The sequence below is a fragment of the Paenibacillus sp. SAFN-054 genome, from assembly GCF_051966755.1.
In the GTDB taxonomy this organism is placed as follows: Bacteria; Bacillota; Bacilli; order Paenibacillales; family Paenibacillaceae; genus Paenibacillus_AQ.
Genome location: NZ_JBQCKS010000004.1, coordinates 196,310 through 213,413, shown reverse-complemented (window position 1 = coordinate 213,413; position 17,104 = coordinate 196,310). Strand labels below are relative to the sequence as shown.

General features: G+C 52.3%; 11 protein-coding genes and 1 riboswitch. Of the genes, 7 read left to right on the top strand and 4 right to left on the bottom strand.

What is annotated here, in order from left to right; genetic code table 11:
- Positions 1 to 120 precede the first annotated feature (120 nt).
- A riboswitch (TPP riboswitch) is annotated at positions 121 to 234 on the bottom strand.
- Positions 235 to 303: 69 nt separating this feature from the next.
- Positions 304 to 1,524, bottom strand: coding sequence for an MFS transporter (locus ACTHPM_RS19680; RefSeq protein WP_440397076.1), 1,221 nt, complete (start codon positions 1,522 to 1,524; stop codon positions 304 to 306).
- Positions 1,525 to 1,701: 177 nt separating this feature from the next.
- On the opposite strand from ACTHPM_RS19680, the gene ACTHPM_RS19675 reads away from it, so the two are divergent.
- The 3 genes from ACTHPM_RS19675 (at position 1,702) to ACTHPM_RS19665 (ending at position 5,835) form a co-directional block, all read left to right on the top strand.
- Complete coding sequence (locus ACTHPM_RS19675) at positions 1,702 to 2,118, top strand: pyridoxamine 5'-phosphate oxidase family protein (protein WP_440397077.1); 417 nt, start codon at positions 1,702 to 1,704, stop codon at positions 2,116 to 2,118.
- Between the two features lie 246 nt (positions 2,119 to 2,364).
- Entirely contained in the window at positions 2,365 to 4,629 is a 2,265-nt protein-coding gene (locus tag ACTHPM_RS19670) for a bifunctional 2',3'-cyclic-nucleotide 2'-phosphodiesterase/3'-nucleotidase (protein ID WP_440397078.1), read from the top strand.
- 168 nt (positions 4,630 to 4,797) lie between these two features.
- The gene (locus ACTHPM_RS19665) at positions 4,798 to 5,835 is read left to right on the top strand and encodes an EAL domain-containing protein (protein WP_440397079.1); all 1,038 of its coding nucleotides are present in this window, start codon (positions 4,798 to 4,800) and stop codon (positions 5,833 to 5,835) included.
- Between the two features lie 554 nt (positions 5,836 to 6,389).
- Here ACTHPM_RS19665 and ACTHPM_RS19660 read toward each other — a convergent pair.
- The 3 genes from ACTHPM_RS19660 to ACTHPM_RS19650 all read right to left on the bottom strand — a co-directional run bounded on the left by ACTHPM_RS19660 (position 6,390) and on the right by ACTHPM_RS19650 (position 10,824).
- Positions 6,390 to 8,693, bottom strand: coding sequence for a glycoside hydrolase family 65 protein (locus tag ACTHPM_RS19660; protein WP_440397080.1), 2,304 nt, complete (start codon positions 8,691 to 8,693; stop codon positions 6,390 to 6,392).
- 118 nt (positions 8,694 to 8,811) lie between these two features.
- Positions 8,812 to 9,483, bottom strand: coding sequence for a beta-phosphoglucomutase (gene pgmB, locus ACTHPM_RS19655; RefSeq protein WP_440397081.1), 672 nt, complete (start codon positions 9,481 to 9,483; stop codon positions 8,812 to 8,814).
- A 303-nt stretch (positions 9,484 to 9,786) separates the two neighbouring features.
- Complete coding sequence (locus ACTHPM_RS19650) at positions 9,787 to 10,824, bottom strand: LacI family DNA-binding transcriptional regulator (protein WP_440397082.1); 1,038 nt, start codon at positions 10,822 to 10,824, stop codon at positions 9,787 to 9,789.
- 577 nt (positions 10,825 to 11,401) lie between these two features.
- Between ACTHPM_RS19650 and ACTHPM_RS19645 the strand changes: the two genes are divergently transcribed.
- The 4 genes from ACTHPM_RS19645 (at position 11,402) to ACTHPM_RS19630 (ending at position 17,102) form a co-directional block, all read left to right on the top strand.
- A complete protein-coding gene (locus ACTHPM_RS19645; RefSeq protein WP_440397083.1) occupies positions 11,402 to 13,144 on the top strand; it encodes an alpha-amylase family glycosyl hydrolase in 1,743 nt (580 codons plus the stop codon).
- Positions 13,145 to 13,469: 325 nt separating this feature from the next.
- Positions 13,470 to 14,792 (top strand): sugar ABC transporter substrate-binding protein, encoded by a 1,323-nt coding sequence (locus ACTHPM_RS19640; RefSeq protein ID WP_440397084.1) that lies wholly within the window; start codon positions 13,470 to 13,472, stop codon positions 14,790 to 14,792.
- A 166-nt stretch (positions 14,793 to 14,958) separates the two neighbouring features.
- Positions 14,959 to 16,260 (top strand): carbohydrate ABC transporter permease, encoded by a 1,302-nt coding sequence (locus ACTHPM_RS19635; protein WP_440397085.1) that lies wholly within the window; start codon positions 14,959 to 14,961, stop codon positions 16,258 to 16,260.
- Positions 16,257 to 17,102, top strand: coding sequence for a sugar ABC transporter permease (locus tag ACTHPM_RS19630; protein ID WP_440397086.1), 846 nt, complete (start codon positions 16,257 to 16,259; stop codon positions 17,100 to 17,102). Before ACTHPM_RS19635 ends, ACTHPM_RS19630 begins: the two co-directional genes overlap by 4 nt.
- The last annotated feature ends 2 nt before the right edge of the window (positions 17,103 to 17,104 follow it).

Here is a 17,104-nt window from a genome sequence, read left to right as displayed (position 1 = left end):
GAATCTTTTTGGTCCGTATCTGAGAGATGAATGTCGAATTGTCCCTTGCCTGCGATTCTAGCATTCAACAAAAAAGCGTCCCGTATACGGGACGCTTAGGTGCGCAAGATGGGCATGGCGAAACGCCATGACGATGCTTTTCCTACGCTGGCATTACCCAGATCAGGTTTAAGGGTCAGTATCTTGAAGGGATACAATCTCAGCCGGCCAATTCCAGCACCCCGGATTCTTATGAAGTTACGGGTTATTTCATGAGTATTATAGACTCATCTGTGAAAGAATTCAATCCATTCCGCTTCCGGCCTAGGATTCGGTCGTAAGCTTTTTTTCCGCCGCACGCTGTTTATGCTGGATCCAGAAGGCCGCAAAGCTCAAACCGACCATGAAGAGCGTGAATAAAGCAAGCATCCAGGCCGTCTGGTTGACCTTGAGATGATCCATGCTCCAGCCGATGATGAGCGGCAGGATGGCCCCTCCGACGCCTCCGGACGCGATCAGGATGCTTGGTGTGGATTCTTCGCTTCCAGCCAGCATTTTGCTTGCGAACACGAGCGCGATCGAGAAAATGCCGGACATGAACAAGCCGAGGAGGAGGATAACAACAAAGGCGGACCCTATGCTTGCGGTCATCGGGAAGATGGCCAGCAGAATGAGCGTTACCGCGCAGCTGAGAAGCACGTATACCCGGTAGTGGATGCGCTCCGCGATGACGCCTGCAAAGATCCGGCCTACTGACATGGCAATCCAGAAGCAGGTCACGCTGAGTGCGGCGCCCGCTTCCTTCATCCCGAACTTTTCGATCAGGATCGCAGGCATGAAATTGGCGAGGCTCATTTCCGTACCGACATAAATAAAGAAGAACAGCATGAACATCAGCAGGATCCCCAAGGCTTTGCCCGGATATGGAAAAGGTTTTCGGCTTGCCGCGGCTTCTGCTCCGCTCACCTTGGCTTCCGGCTTTCTGGCCTTCAGCACCTCATCTACCGGGCCGAAGGAGCTGTTGGACCAGAACAGGAATGTCACCAGTGCGAAGAGGGAGATGACGAGGAAGGAGAATCTCCACCAGCCCTGCGCAATCAGTCCGCTCGCGATCAGGGGCATGACCATGGCGCCGATACCGAATAAAACTTCGAGGCGGCTCATGGCGACAGCGGTTTTGTGGGTAATGGCAGCGATAATAATCGTTCCAATGACCGCCTCGATCATGCCGAAGCCAAAGCCCGCGCATACGGCGATCGGGTACAGCCATCCCCAAGGGGGCAGCATCATATAAGCGAGCTCAGCCGCGCAGAGGAGGGCGATGGCGATCAGCAGGCCGCCTCTTTTGCCGAAGCGTTTGTTCAATAGTGGAGAGACCAGCACGCCCGCCAGAAATCCGGCGAACTGGGTGAAAATGAGCGTCCCGCCTTCGCTGTATTCCCGTCCGTAATGCTCGAGCAGCACGGGAAGCACCGAACCGAGCACGACGTGAGCCAGGCCGATCAGGAAGTAGGATAAACATCCGATCCATAATAACCGTTTCATCATAAACTCCTTTATCCGTGTGATGGGTGATGCAGACATTTGTCTCTTCATCATACCAAGACCGCCCCCCAGCGTATATCGGTTCCTGAAAAATTGTCCGTGCGCGGTTCATCCAAATTTTTAAAGGGTACACTACATATACGTGACAAGATACTAACGGATAGGAGTAGGATAGGTATGGAAGCGAAGATCATCTTGGAACAGGAATTGGCCAAGATCATGGATCACAATGAGTTTTGTTCTATGGCTACAATTGAAGGGAACAGACCCAAACAGCGTTATATGGCCCTGTACAATCAAGGGCTCAGCATACATTTGGTCACGGACCGCAAAACCCATAAGGTGGAGGAGCTGGAAGCGAATCCGCATGTGTCTCTGCTGATGGGATACGAAAAGGGCGGGACCAAGGATGTGGTCGAAATCGAGGGAACGTGCATTATTTCGGATAATGACGCGCTTCGCAAGCAGATCTGGAAACCGGAGTTCGCGCAGATGTTCAACGGTCCGGAGGATCCCGACTACGTCATTCTCCAAATCCAGCCGGTGCGCATCCAGTATACCTCGGACGGTGAGAAGCACGAGTGGATCGAGTAGCCTGAGGGTTCCCCGGACAGGGCTTCAGGACCTACAAAACATATGTAAAGTTATTGATAATACCTGAGACAGGGTCTCAGGTATTATTTTTTTGCAAATGGATGTAATTGTCTTTATTTTGGTGTGGAATGGATTTACACTACTAAATGGACCCTGCAAATATTTAACCGGTGGTTATTTTGGAGAACGGTTACATAGCGGGCCTTTTCATCCGTGCGTTCAGGTATACATTTTAGGAGGGGTAACATGTCGAAGTCCCGTAAGAAAGTAGTAAAAAGCATTACCGCTGCAGCCGTGGCCATCAATGTCCTGGCCGTTCCGTTCGCTGCCTATGCAGACGGAAGCACATCCACTTCCAAGGTCAAGCTCCGTTTGATGGAAACATCCGATCTGCACGTCAACATGGTCAATTATGACTACTATGCAGACAAGCCCACTGACGAGTATGGCTTTGCCAAAACGGCCAGCCTGATCAACGCTGCGCGCAAGGAAGCCAAGAACAGCCTGCTGTTCGACAATGGCGACCTCCTGCAGGGCAATCCGCTGGGGGATTACGTGGCCAAAGTCAACCCGCTGAAGCCGGGCGAGACTCATCCCGTATATAAAGCCATGGACCTGATGAACTATGACGCGGGCGGCGTAGGAAATCACGAATTCAACTACGGGCTTGATTTTCTGAAATTGGCTGAAAAGGGCGCCAACTTCCCGATCGTGAACGCGAACATTTACAAAGACGACGGGGACAAGGACGACAGCAACGACGTGAATTATTTTACCCCTTATACCATATTGGACAAGAAAGTGATCGACGAGAACGGCCAGGAGCAAACCGTCAAGGTTGGCGTCATTGCTTTCGCGCCTCCGCAGATCATGCAGTGGGACAGCGCGAATCTGGTCGGTAAAGTCATAACCAAGGATATTATCGAAACAGCCAAAAAGTTCGTGCCGCAGATGAAGAAAGAAGGAGCGGACGTCATCGTGGCGATTCCTCACTCCGGCTTTGAAGACATTCCGCAAACCGAGCTGATGGAGAATTCCGTGCTCTACCTCAGCCAGGTGGAAGGCATTGACGCCATCATGTTCGGGCATGCCCACAAAACGTTCCCTAGCGCCGAGTTCAAAGGTAAAAAGGGCGTGGATCTCGACAAGGGGACGATCAACGGCGTTCCGTCGGTGGAGCCTGGATACTGGGGTGACCACCTTGGTATTATCGATTTGGACCTCGAGAAGGTAGACGGCAAATGGAAGGTTAGCGGCTCCAAAACCGAAACCCGTGCCGTGTACGATGTTGCGACCAAAAAAGCGCTGGTGGATGCCGACCAAAAAATCGTCGACGCCGTCAAAGCCGAGCATGATGCCACGGTCGAATACGTCCGCGGACCGGTAGGCGAAACGACTGCTCCGATCAACAGCTATTTTGCGCTCGTGCAAGACGATCCTTCGATCCAAATCGTTACGAACGCGCAAAAATGGTATGTAGAAAAGAACCTGAAGGGAACCGAGTACGAAAACCTTCCGGTGCTGTCCGCAGGTGCGCCATTTAAAGCGGGCGGACGTTCCGGCGCTTCGTATTATACGAACATTCCGGCAGGAACGATCGCGATCAAAAACGTATCCGATCTGTATGTGTATCCGAACACCGTCCATGCTGTTGTGGTCAACGGCGAAGAGTTGAAGAACTGGCTCGAATGGTCCGCGGGACAATTCAACCAGATCGACCCTTCCAAAACGACGGAGCAGCCGCTGATCAACAACGACTTCCCGACGTACAACTATGACGTGATCGACGGCGTAACGTATCAAATCGACGTGACGCAGCCGAACAAATACGATCTTAAGGGCAATGTGGTGAACAAGGATGCGAGCCGCATCACCAATCTGCAGTATAATGGCAAGCCGATCGACTTGAAGCAAAAATTCGTCGTGGCAACGAACAACTACCGTGCATCGTCCTCCAAACTGGCGAATCCGGACGGCAAACGGATCATTATGGCTGCGCCGGACGAGAACCGTCAAGTGATCATCGACTACATCCGCGACAACAAGACGATCAACCCGTCCGCGGACAACAACTGGTCGTTCGCTCCGGTCGACAAAAAGCTGAACGTGACGTTCACTTCCTCGCCGGATGCGAAGGACCTGGTCGCAAAGAGCAAGAACATGACGTTTGTCGGAGCGGGCGAGAACGGCTTTGCGACGTACGGCCTGGATCTGTCGGCGAAAGCGGAAGCTCCTTCCACGGAGCCGGTAACGCCGCCTGCGAAGCCGGAGAAGCCTTCGGTTCCAGCCACACCGTCCGAGCCTTCGACGAAGCCGGATCCGAAACCGACAAAGCCTGAACCCGCCAAGCCATCTGCGAACGGCAAGGTATATGTCATCAAGAAAGGCGACAACCTGTACCGGATCGGACTTCAGTTCGGCGTGAACTGGGAGAAAATCGCAAAGGCAAACGGAATCAGCAATGTTCGAGGTCTGAAGGTCGGCCAACAAATTCGGATTCCATTAAGTTAATTGTGACATAGGTTATTGAAGATCAGTCAAGCCGGCGGCCAAGGTGGACCGCCGGCTTTTTTTCGTTAAAAAATTGTTTAAAATTAACAAAACCTCACACACAAACGGTAAACACCATGCTATAATCAAATCAACAATTTTCGGCAAAATATGCCAAGGAGGAACCACATGAGCTGCAGCGGATGCGCCCCCATACAACCGGTAGAAGATCAAGGAAGGGTTCGATTCAAGCCCAGACATCATCTGGTATCTGCAGTAATCCAGGAAAAACAGCTTGCATCGGAATCAGGCGCTGAAGACATCGCCGTATCTTACATTACGAAGGATGAACTTCTGGATCTGCTGTACAGCCTCTATAGGCTTCCGGGAGACATCGTGGAAGCCACGTCGATCTCCATTACGGGCAGGGGCCGAGACGAAGGCAAAAGTCCCTGGATTCCGCTGGCCCACATGAAGGCGAGAATGAATCATGTGAACGTGGTGGAGATTATTCAGAAGGGCCAATTCGCAAGCCACATGCAGCCGATCGTCGACGCTGCGGAAAAGATTATCGGCTTCGAATTTTTGCTGCGCCCTGCGCCAAACGGTGTGCCCTTTCAGCCGTATCAATTATTTGAAATCGCAAGGGAAACCGGAATGCATTCCTTCCTGGACCGAGCGGCCCGCATTTCCGCGATCGAGACGAGCGCCGAGTGGCTGCCGCGGGGCATCAAACGCTTCATCAATTTCCTGCCTTCATCCATTTACAACCCTGAATATTGTCTGAGCCATACGTTTAAAACCATCGACAGACTTCATCTGGATCCGAGAGATTTCGTGTTCGAGGTGGTGGAAACGGAAAAGATCGATAGTATGGACCACCTCCAGCAGATTTTCAAGGCCTATCGCGACCATGGCATGAAGGTGGCATTGGACGATGTGGGCTCGGGATATTCGACGATGGAAGTGATGTCGATGCTGAAGCCGGATTATGTCAAGATTGACCGCAGTCTGATCGACCGCTGCGACCAGGAGGCGTCCAAAAGAGAGCTTATCCTGAACATCATCGATAAGGCCGATAAATTTGGGGGACAGGTGCTGGCCGAAGGAATCGAACGGCGAGAGGAATTCGAATTCTGCCGGAATGCGGGCATTCATCTGGCACAGGGCTACCTGTTCGGCAAGCCGTCGGATCGTCCTCCGTTTGATGCTCTGCGCGCCGTGTAGCGGGTACATAAGATAGCATAACGAAACCGTAATCCTGTAGAGGGTTACGGTTTTTTAATGGAGAATAGCCTATAGCGCGCCAATCATTTGCAGAAAGTTTATGAAGAACATGATAGCGACGATCAGATAAGGGATCCGCTTGTTCTCCTCCTTATTTCTCCAATGACGGATCGAAAAAAAGACATATAAGATGGAAGCACATAGAGGAGTGTATCTCCACAGGCCTAAAAGCAGTAGGGTCAACACAGCGATCACCGCACTCATCCAAACGGCTCTGATCCAAAGCGGTTCCTCGCGGAACATGCGCATAGTGTCTCCTCCCTTTAACCATATCCATATTTATACATAATTATATGTATATTCGATCCGCTCGTAAAAAAACCTTCCACGCGATGAACGAGAAAGGGCTTTTACATGCAGCAGCCTGGCGCTGCATCGAATGGACGGCCTGCATCATGCGCTCCAGGGTATGGTTCTTCAAATGGGAGAATTCAGTACTGATAACCGCAAAAAAAGGACCCTCAAAGGGTCCTTTTCCACGTTCATGAATTGTTTTAGTGAGATACTTTGACGTTGCCCATGCCGCCAACCGTATAGTCTTTGCCGTATACGTTGAGATCAGCCGGCACTTCGGATTCGTTGGTCACGAGCACGTCGTGTTCGCCAACGGTTACCTTCAGGCGGGAGCCGCGGAACATCACCTTGAAGGAGAAGGATTTCCAGTGGCCCGGGTTGAACGGGTTCAGATGCAATACGCCGTCCTTGACCTTCAGCCCGCCGAAGCCGTGAACGACCGACATCCACGTACCAGCCATGCTTGTCGTATGGCAGCCGTCCTCGGTATCGTTATTGTAATTGTCCAGGTCCAGACGTGAGGTCCGGAGGTACATCTCATAGGCTTTCTCTTTATACCCGAGCTCGCACGCCATGATGGAATGCACGCAAGGGGAGAGGGACGATTCATGCACCGTCAGCGGCTCATAGAAGTCGAAGTTGCGCTTCTTCGTCGCCAGGTCATAGCGGTCGCCCAGGAAGAAGAGTCCCTGCAGAACATCGGCCTGCTTGATGTAAGCCGAGCGCAGGATGCGGTCCCAGGACCAGTTCTGGTTCAGCGGCAGATGCTTCGGATCGAGATCCTTGACAGGGGTCAGATCTTTATCCAGGAAACCGTCCTGCTGCAGGAAGATTTCACGCTCCGGATCGTACGGATAGTACATCTTTTCGATGATTTCCTGCCATTTCGCCGTTTCTTCCTCGGTCAATTGCAGTTTTTCCGCCAGTTCCGCGTATCGGGAAGGCTCATTTTCGCGCAGGTAATCCAGCACTTCGAGCGTATATTCCATCGTCCACGACGCGATGCGGTTCGTATACCAGTTGTTGTTGACGTTGTTTTCGTATTCGTTCGGTCCGGTTACGCCGAGCATGACATACTGATCCTTGGCAGGCACGTAATTGACGCGCTCTTCCCAGAAGCGTGCGATTTCGGCCAGCACTTCAAGACCGTATTGTCCCAGGTAATCCAGGTCCCCGGTGTAATTCACGTAATTGTAGATGGCATAAGCGATGGCACCGTTGCGGTGAATTTCCTCAAAGGTAATTTCCCATTCGTTATGGCATTCCTCGCCGTTCATGGTCACCATCGGATAGAGAGCACCCTTGGTAAAGCCGAGCTTGCGCGCGTTTTCCTTGGCTTTATCCAAATGCTTGTACCGGTAGATGAGCAGGTTGCGCGCGATCGCGGCGTCCGCCGTGCTCAGATAGAACGGCAGGCAGTAAGCCTCGGTGTCCCAATAGGTGCTGCCGCCGTATTTCTCGCCGGTGAAGCCCTTCGGACCGATATTGAGTCGGTCGTCTTCGCCGCTGTAGGTTTGGTTCAGCTGAAAAATATTAAAGCGGATTGCCTGCTGAGCCGCTACGTCCCCTTCGATCACGATATCGCTGTCGCGCCATTTGTCGGCCCATGCCTGGATCTGCTCTTTGTGCAGCTCCTGGAAGCCTGCTTCCACAGCGCTCTGCAGCGCGGTCCGTCCGGCATCGACGAGCTGGCCAAAGCCATAATCGCGGGAAGTGACGTTCGCTGCATATTTGTAAATGACGACCTGCTCATTCTGGGCAGCGTCCGCTTGCATACGGAAACCGACATATTTTTCTTTCTCGATACGTTCGGCTTCCAAAGCGAGCGGCTCGCCGTTTTTGCTGATCTCATACGTCATGACCGAGGTCAGATGGAAGTCGAGCTTTTTCGTTTTGATAGTCAGTACCGCGTCATTTTCTCCGAATTCCTTGGCGACCTCGGTCCAGAACTTCTCCTCATAGTTGGAGTCTTTGTTCTGCACGTCACCATCCAGATACGGCGTTATGGTCAGTGTGCCGCTGAAATTCAGCGGCGTAACCGCGTAGCGGATCGCGCCGATTTCGTGACGGGTCATGCTGACGAAGCGCAGAGCTTCCACGCGGACTTCCTTGCCGCCCTCGAGCTCAGCCGTAAAGCTGCGCGACAGGGTGCCTTCCTTCATGTTGAGCACGCGCGAGAAGTCCTTGACCGTACATGCCGCGAGATCCAGCGGCTGTCCGTCGATTTCGACGTCAATGCCGATCCAGTTGGTGCTGTTCAGCACTTTGGCAAAATACTCCGGATAGCCGTTCTTCCACCAGCCAACGCGGGTTTTGTCGGGATAATACACGCCTGCCATGTAGCTGCCTTGCAGCGAAGGTCCGCTGTAGGATTCCTCGAAATTGGCGCGCTGTCCCATATATCCGTTTCCGATGCTGAAAATACTTTCGGAGATTTCATGCTGATGCAGTTGAAAGTCTTCTTCGATAATGTTCCATTTATCGAGCTTCAAATATTGTTTCACAATAACCGGCTCCTTTTTGAAGGCATAGTAAAAGTCATTTAAAGATACGTGCATGCATTAGTATATTTTGCGGGGGCTTGCTGTCATTTATTTTCGATTTCCGGGGAAATAACCCGAATTAATGAGCCGGAAAGATGTCATGCAGACGCTCGACCGACATATCCTGCAGCGAGGATACGACTTCATCAGCACGTCCCAGAGTGGCTCGCGAACCGATGCCGATACTGCGCATTCCCGCACGGGTGGCCGCTTCGATGCCGGCTTCGGCATCTTCGAACACGATGCATTCGGAAGGGCTCACGTTCAGCTCCTTCGCACCGAGCAGGAATACTTCCGGATCCGGTTTGGCGCTTGCCGTCTTCGTTCCATCAATGATGGCGTCGAAATAGGGCACCATGCCGGTGTTGTTCAGGATCGTCATGGCGTTTTTGCTCGCTGAACCGAGCGCGACGAGGATGCCGGCGTTTTTCAGTTCTCGGAGGAAGGAGAGCGCTCCCGGCAGAATCTCGGATTCATCCATATGGGAGATGTAATCCACGTACCAGGTGTTCTTTTTCTCGGCGAGAGCCAGCTTCGTTTCATCATCCAGCGTCAGGCCGCCGATTTCGAGCAGAATGTCGAGCGAAGCCATCCGGCTCACGCCCTTCAGGCGCTCGTTGTCCTGTTCGGTAAACGTAAACCCGAGTTCCTCGGCAAGGCGTCTCCAGGCCAGAAAATGGTATTTCGCGGTATCGACGAGCACGCCGTCCAGATCGAACAGGCAGGCGCGAATCGGCATATGAAGAGTCATCGAAAAAGTCCCCCTTAATTATTGTGCAAACGTTTGAACAATGACTGAAAATAAAGGAAGCACCGAAGATGCTCCGCTTATAATATATCCGTATGATTGATGTAATAAGGCCAGGTTCCAGAAAGTCCAATGCTTGAGAGCCAGACGATCAGGAATGGTTCTTCTGTGAAAATAACGTCTAACAGGCCTTTTCGTCAAGAGGTATTTTTTTAATATGCTTCCGGGCAGGCGTTCGAAAGACCGGTCCGAAGACGGTCTATTAGGGATATTCACTCCATATCCGGCAGGCCTGACAGGCTCCGATTATGACGGTTTCGGAGGCGAATAGATCGACGATTCCCTGATGACGAGCCGGTGGGGAATGATGTGCCGCTTCTGAAACTGCTTCTCCCCATCATGCTGAATCGACTGGATCAATGCCTGCGACGCGGTGTAACCCAGATTGTAAATGCCGATGTCCATGCTGCTGACCGGCGGCGTCGACAGCTCGGCAATCGACAGATTGTTGAAGCTGACGATGCACAAATCCTGCGGAACCTTATAGCCAAGCTCATGCAGTCCGCGCAATACGCCGAGGGATACCAGGTCGTCCACGACGACCAAGGCCGTGGGCCGTTCCGGAAGGTTCATGAAAAAGGACATGGCGCGGTAGCCGCTCTCCTGCAAAAACTCGCCTTCGACGATCCATTCCTTGCGCATTTCAAGCGAGGATTCTTCCAGCGCGGTGACATAGCCCTTCATGCGGTCACGCGAAACGATATGGTTCGGCGGTCCGCTGACGAAGCCGATGCGCTGATGGCCGAGCGAGATCAGATGCTTCGTGGCATCATAGGCTGCCTGGACATTGTCGTTATCAACGGACAGAATGTCCGGGAATTTCTCGCTGCGTCCGACGAGGACGAACGGAAAGCGGTTCGTTGTCAAAAATTCGACCACTTGATCATCCTTGCGGGAGTACAAGAGGATGGCTCCGTCGACGCGTCTTCCCTTGAGAAGGCGCGATACCGCTTCCACTTCCTCCTGCTCGCTGCCGCCCGAACTGATCAGCACGTCATATCCCGAGCGGTTGGCCTGGGTGACGATTCCGCGGATCAGCTCCATGAAGAACATGTTCAGGAACAGCTCCTCGGCGGGCTTCGGCAGAATCACGCAGATGCTTTCTGTGGTCCGCGAAACAAGGCTTTTGGCCATGATGTTCGGATGATATCCGAGCTCCTCCATTACATCCCGGACTTTCTGGGTCGTTTCTCGGCTGATTCTGGTGTTGTTCGACAGCACACGGGACACGGTGGAGGGGGAAACGCCGGCCTTTTTGGCGACATCTTTTATCGTTACAGACATGGTTACCTCCCTGTGGAACCGTTTGCGTTCCTTCGTAAACGGGGATAATGATCACCCGCTCCGATGATAGAGTATGAACGAATAAAGCGAGCTGCATCCTGTCTAAACCCGATAGAAAATCCGCGGTTGGCGGTTCTGCGGGAGGAGCAGCATCGCTAGAACTGGATAAGCTATTTTTACACTTGCTATCTTAATCCAAACCTTGGGGCTTGTAAATATGGTTGCTCACGGGCAAACCTGTTTTCACGAAAAAGGAGGAACATGCGCGAAAGCTGTCTGCACTTGTGGTTTCAGCCTAATGACAGCAACGAATAAAGGCGGGCTTTTCTTCCGGCTATAGATGCGGCAAATGAGATTGAAATGTAAAATTCAAGAAAAAAGGGTCTTGCGCAAACGTTTTTATCAAGCGTATTCTGCCTAATGAGGAGAGCGCTTGCTTAAGGGGGCAACGGTTATACCCCAAAGAGGGGCCTTTGCAGACCTTTCACTAGCGGGGCCTGGGAATCCAGGCTGGCAGGATTCCTCGAAAGCGGATCAATCCGTATATCCTACAATGGCGTTGATGAAGGAGGATGGCATGAGATTTCAAGCGATAAGAACGGGAAATGCCGTATGGAAATGTCTGGGGGCCGGCGTAAGCGCGGCGGTCTTAACAAGTTCGCTGCTTGCCGGCTGCAGCGGAGGGAAGGCGGACGTGCCGGCGGACGAGCGCTCCCGGCAAGTGGTTGGTGCGGAGAAGGAGCCGGCAAGCCCGCGGCAGGATCAAGGGCAATCCGCGTCCGGCACCGGTAAGGGGGAGCAAGCAGCTGCAATTCATGAGCAGCCCGGAACCGTATTTTACGAAGTGTTCGTCCGCTCCTTCTATGACTCGAACGGCGACGGCATCGGGGATCTCCAGGGATTGACGGAGAAGCTGGATTATTTGAACGACGGCAATCCGGATACCCATGACGATCTGGGCGTAGGCGGCATCTGGCTGATGCCGGTCAATCCGTCGCCAAGCTATCATGGCTACGATATTACCGACTACCGGGACATTCATCCGGATTACGGAACGCTGGACGATATGAAAAGGCTGGTGGAGGAAGCCCACAAACGCGGAATCAAGGTCATCATGGACCTTGTCGTCAATCATACGAGCGTGAAGCATCCATGGTTCATCGAGGCCAGTCAAGACAAAAACAGCAAATACCGCGATTGGTACGTATGGGCGGAGGACCAGGGAATCCCTCCATCAGGCACAAGCGCAGCGGGAAGCGGAACTCCCTGGACCGAACTCGGCGGCAGCCATTATCTCGGCACGTTCTGGGAAGGCATGCCTGACCTGAACTACGACAATCCGGAGGTGCGCAAAGAAATCGAAGATGTAGGGAAGTTCTGGCTGAAGCTCGGCGTCGACGGCTTCCGGATCGATGGCGCCAAGCATATTTACGAAAATCTGCAAAGCGACCGCAGCACGGCAACGACAGACAAAAATGCGGCTTGGTGGAAGGAGTTCCGCAGCGGCATGAGTGCCGTAAACAAAGATGTGTACCTGGTCGGCGAGGTATGGGAGAAGTCGGCCGCCGTCATCGCTCCGTACCTGGATGGCGCTTTCGACTCGGCCTTTGATTTTAACCTTGCAGAGAACATCATCAGTGCAGTGAAGCAGGAGAAGGACAATAACCTGGGCTTTACGCTGGAACGTACGAACGATTTTTACATGAACAAGTCCCAGGGAGCCTTCGTGGATGCCGTCTTTCTGACCAACCACGATCAAGACCGGGTCATGAGCCAGCTTGGCAGCAATCCGAATCACGCCAAAATGGCAGCAGCTCTCCTCCTCACGCTCCCGGGTAATCCGTTTATATACTACGGCGAGGAAATCGGCATGCTGGGGGTCAAGCCTGACGAGCATATCAGGGAACCGTTTGCATGGAGCAAGGATGGCCAGGGCAAAGGGCTAACGACCTGGGAGAGAGCCGTCATAAACGGTGCCAATCAAGCCAATGCCAATGTGGAAACCCAGACGGGGCAGGAGAATTCTCTACTGTCCGTGTACCGCACGCTAATTGGCTGGAGGAACGAGCTGCCTGCGCTCCGCGATGGAGATTTGAAAACCGTCGATACTCACAATCCATCGATCCTTTCGTTTATGCGCCGTAGTGCACAGCAGTCTGTGCTAGTATTGCACAACCTGTCAGGTCAAGCGCAGAAGCTTGAACTGGAATCAGCGGATGGCTATTCCTTTGCAAAAATGATCAGAAGCAGCGATAAGTCCGCATCATTTCACGAAAATATTGTATCTATACCAGCTTATTCCACTGTTGTTTTGCAGTGAAATGGCACGAAATCTGCAGGTATTGTGTGATAAGCAGAGTAAACATGAGATAATTACCATGAAAATGTGTCTTATGGCTCAAAATACACTGTGCAAACGTTTTTACAAAACATTACGCGTTGTGTATGATAAACGCATGATTAAAGCGCTTACTTACCAGAACCTGGGGTTTATTGGTCGATACACATGGATGAATCGAAGAGGAATAAGAAGAACTACCTCAATCCGTATACATAAAAAGTAGATTCTTCACCCTTTTTGTGAAATCGTTTGCGCTAGAATCAGGATCGCACAAGAATAAATCTTGGAGAGGGGTTATTTTAAAATGAAAATGAAACAGGTTATGGCACTGGCTGCAACGTTGACCATGGCATTCTCCATTACGGCATGCGGCAGCTCTAACAAAACGGCGGAGGAGCCGGCTGCACCGGCGGACACGAATACAGAGACTACTGCACCTGCGGATAACAAAGAAGATTCGACATCCGCGGAAGCGTTGAAACCGGAAGACGGCGCATCGCTGATCGTATGGGAAAGCAAGGACGAAAGAGCGTTCACGGACGAAATTGCCAAGCAATTTACGGCTAAATACAACATTCCGGTCAAGATTGAGGAAGTTGCGCCAACGGACCAAGTGACGAAGCTGTCCCAGGACGGCCCTTCCGGTCTGGCGGCTGACGTCGTCATCTTCCCGCACGATAACCTGGGAAGAGCGGTTGAAGCGGGACTTCTGCTCGCGAACGATACGTTCAAGGATGAAACGACCAATAACAATACCGAAGCTTCCGTCCAAGGTGCATCCTATGACGGCACGCTTTACGGCTATCCGAGAGCGGCTGAAACGTATGCCCTTTACTACAATAAATCCATTGTTAAAGAAGAGCCAAAATCCTTTGAGGACGTCATCGCCTTCGGCAAAACGTTCACGGACAACGCCAAGAAGAAATACGCCATCATGTGGGAAACGGGCAATATGTACTTCAACTATCCGTTCATCGCAACGACCGGAGGTTATATTTTCGGCAAGAACGGCACGGATAAAGACGATATCGGCATCAACAGCGAAGGTGCACTGCAAAGCTTGAAAGTGTACCAGGAGCTGAAAACCATCCTGCCTATAAAGAGCGGCGACATCAACCCGGATATCAAACGCAGTTTATTTAACTCCGGCGACGTAGCGATGGATATCAACGGACCTTGGGAGCTCGGCGGCTACAAAAAGGCCCTCGGCGACAATCTGGGCATCGCTCCGATTCCGACGATTGGCGGCAAAACGGCCATTAGTTTCTCCGGTATCAAAGCTTGGTACGTCAACTCCTTCACGAAGTATCCGAATGCTGCCCAATTGTTCGCTGAATTCGCTTCTTCGAAAGACGCGCAGCTGCTGCTGAACGAGAAAGTCGGCTCCATTCCTACGAACAAGGAAGCGCTGGAAGCGGATCAGATCAAGAGCGACCCTTACGTATCGGCATTTGCCGAGCAGGCCAAAAACTCGCAGCCGATGCCGTCCATTCCTGAAATGGGCAACGTATGGAGCCCTGTGAACGCGGCGCTGCCGGAAATCTGGGATAACAACGTCGATCCAAAAACGGCGATGGATAAAGCTGCACAGCAAATTAAAGATCTGAACAACGGCGCAACCAAGTAAGAAATGGCTTCAGCTGCGCTAAAATGGTGAACCCACCCGCCGCTCACCGAGCGGCGGGTGATTCTCCTTGCATCGCAAGCGGCTATGGGTCCGCAGGACCGATGCTGCGGCAATGGGGATGGCGCTTCTTGAGTAACGCGTGAATGTTCGGGGAGGGAGAAGGCTGATGAAGGGGTACCGCATCAAGGCAACGATACTATCGGTTTTCAGTATGGGACTGGGACAAATATATAACCGCCAGATCATCAAAGGCATCGTTTTCCTGCTTGTCGAGGCTTGGGGCGTTTTTTATTTCAGCGGCACTTTAGGAAGAGCTTTATGGGGGATTGTCACCCTGGGGGATGCGCCGCGGAGATTGGTAAAGGGCAAGTGGCTCGATGGGGACCACTCCATTTTTATTTTGGTCCAGAGCTTGATCGTTTTATTGTTTTTTGCATTGTTCATCGCCGCGTACATCATGAATATTCGGGACGCCTATAAAACGGCGCGGAACCGGGAAGAGGGTGGAAAGCCCCATAACTTCAAGCAATCGGTCCGTTATGTGCTGGACTACAAATTCGCGCAGTCGTTTCTTTCCTTGCCGGCCATCGGCATTCTATTCTTCACGATCATGCCGATCATGTTCATGATCATGCTGGCATTCACGAACTATTCCGCACCGAACCATATCCCGCCGGCGAAGCTCGTCGACTGGGTCGGTTTTCAAACGTTCAAGGATTTATTGTCGCTGAAAACCTGGAGCCATACCTTTTTCGGTGTATTGACCTGGACGATCATCTGGGCGGTCCTGTCCACATTGACCACGTATTTGGGCGGCATGCTCGTTGCGCTGCTGATCAATCAGCAGGGCATTAAATTCAAAGGTTTGTGGCGGACCATCCTGGTTATTCCATATGCCATTCCGCAGCTGATCTCGCTGCTTGTCATGCGCAACATGTTCAACGGCCAATTCGGCCCGATTAACCAGTATTTCGGCTACTTCGGGCTTGCCGGGCTTCCTTGGCTTACCGATCCGTTCTGGGCTAAAGTGACGGTTATCGTCGTTAACATGTGGGTCGGCATTCCGGTTTCCATGATCCTGATCATGGGCATCCTGACGACGATTCCGAAAGACATGTACGAAGCGGCGGAAATGGACGGCGCAAGCGGATATCAGAAATTCCGCATCGTCACGCTGCCGATGGTGCTGTTCTCCACGGCGCCGACGCTGATCATGCAGTTCGCGGGCAACATCAACAACTTTAACGCCATCTATCTGCTGACGAGCGGCAATCCGGTCGTCGGGGATTACCAGTACGCAGGCGCGACGGACCTGCTCGTCACCTGGCTGTACAAACTGACGCTGGATCAGAACAAATACAACATGGCTTCGGCTGTCGGCATTATTATTTTCCTGATCGTCGCTTCGTTCTCCATTTACAATTATCGCCGGACCAAGTCATTTAAAGAGGAGGACATGATCCAATGAACGGACGCAAAGCGAGAAAAGGGATACGTCTCAGTCTCAGCTACCTGGTATTGATCATTTTGTCGATCGGGGCGGTCTACCCGGCGTTGTGGGTTGTTCTGGGGTCGTTCCGTCCGGGCAAGTCGCTCTACAGCAAGTCTCTGATTCCCGAGAGCTTTACGCTGGAGCATTACCGGGAGCTGTTTAACTCCCAGAGCATCCTGTTCGGCCAATGGTATCTGAATACGCTAAAGATTGCCACGTTGTCGATGATTATCGGCGTATTCCTGACCCTGCTCACCAGTTATGCGTTATCGCGGTTTCGTTTCCGGCTCCGCAAAACGGCACTGTCCACCATTTTGATCCTGGGGATGTTTCCGGGATTCATGAGCATGATCGCCATCTACCTGCTGCTGAAGGAATGGCATTTGCTCGATACGCATTTGGCGCTTGTCATTGTGTACGCCGCGGGGGCCCCGCTCGGGGGAACGTTCATCGCCAAAGGCTTCCTGGACACGATTCCGCGGACGCTGGACGAAGCGGCCAAAATTGACGGGGCGAGCAATTGGATGATCTTTACGCGCATCATTCTTCCATTGTCTAGACCGATGATCACTTATATGGCATTGACGCAATTCGTTGGTCCGTGGGTGGATTATATTTTCGCGAGGCTCGTGCTGCGTACCAAGGAAAATTGGACGCTGGCCGTCGGCCTGTATGATATGGTCGCCAGCAACCAGAACACGAATTTCACGGCATTTGCCGCAGGGTCCGTCCTGATCGCTGTTCCGATTACGATTCTGTTCATCTTCCTGCAGCGCTTACTGGTAGACGGGCTGACCTCGGGCGCAAGCAAAGGTTAAAC

What these genes read in the sequence shown, in the direction of transcription:
- ACTHPM_RS19630 (WP_440397086.1), top strand. Translation starts at nt 16,257, where the DNA reads ATGAACGGACGCAAAGCGAGAAAAGGGATACGTCTCAGTCTCAGCTAC.
- ACTHPM_RS19675 (WP_440397077.1), top strand. Translation starts at nt 1,702, where the DNA reads ATGGAAGCGAAGATCATCTTGGAACAGGAATTGGCCAAGATCATGGAT.
- ACTHPM_RS19670 (WP_440397078.1), top strand. Translation starts at nt 2,365, where the DNA reads ATGTCGAAGTCCCGTAAGAAAGTAGTAAAAAGCATTACCGCTGCAGCC.
- ACTHPM_RS19635 (WP_440397085.1), top strand. Translation starts at nt 14,959, where the DNA reads ATGAAGGGGTACCGCATCAAGGCAACGATACTATCGGTTTTCAGTATG.
- ACTHPM_RS19640 (WP_440397084.1), top strand. Translation starts at nt 13,470, where the DNA reads ATGAAAATGAAACAGGTTATGGCACTGGCTGCAACGTTGACCATGGCA.
- ACTHPM_RS19680 (WP_440397076.1), bottom strand. Translation starts at nt 1,524, where the DNA reads ATGAAACGGTTATTATGGATCGGATGTTTATCCTACTTCCTGATCGGC.
- ACTHPM_RS19650 (WP_440397082.1), bottom strand. Translation starts at nt 10,824, where the DNA reads ATGTCTGTAACGATAAAAGATGTCGCCAAAAAGGCCGGCGTTTCCCCC.
- pgmB (WP_440397081.1), bottom strand. Translation starts at nt 9,483, where the DNA reads ATGACTCTTCATATGCCGATTCGCGCCTGCCTGTTCGATCTGGACGGC.
- ACTHPM_RS19645 (WP_440397083.1), top strand. Translation starts at nt 11,402, where the DNA reads ATGAGATTTCAAGCGATAAGAACGGGAAATGCCGTATGGAAATGTCTG.
- ACTHPM_RS19665 (WP_440397079.1), top strand. Translation starts at nt 4,798, where the DNA reads ATGAGCTGCAGCGGATGCGCCCCCATACAACCGGTAGAAGATCAAGGA.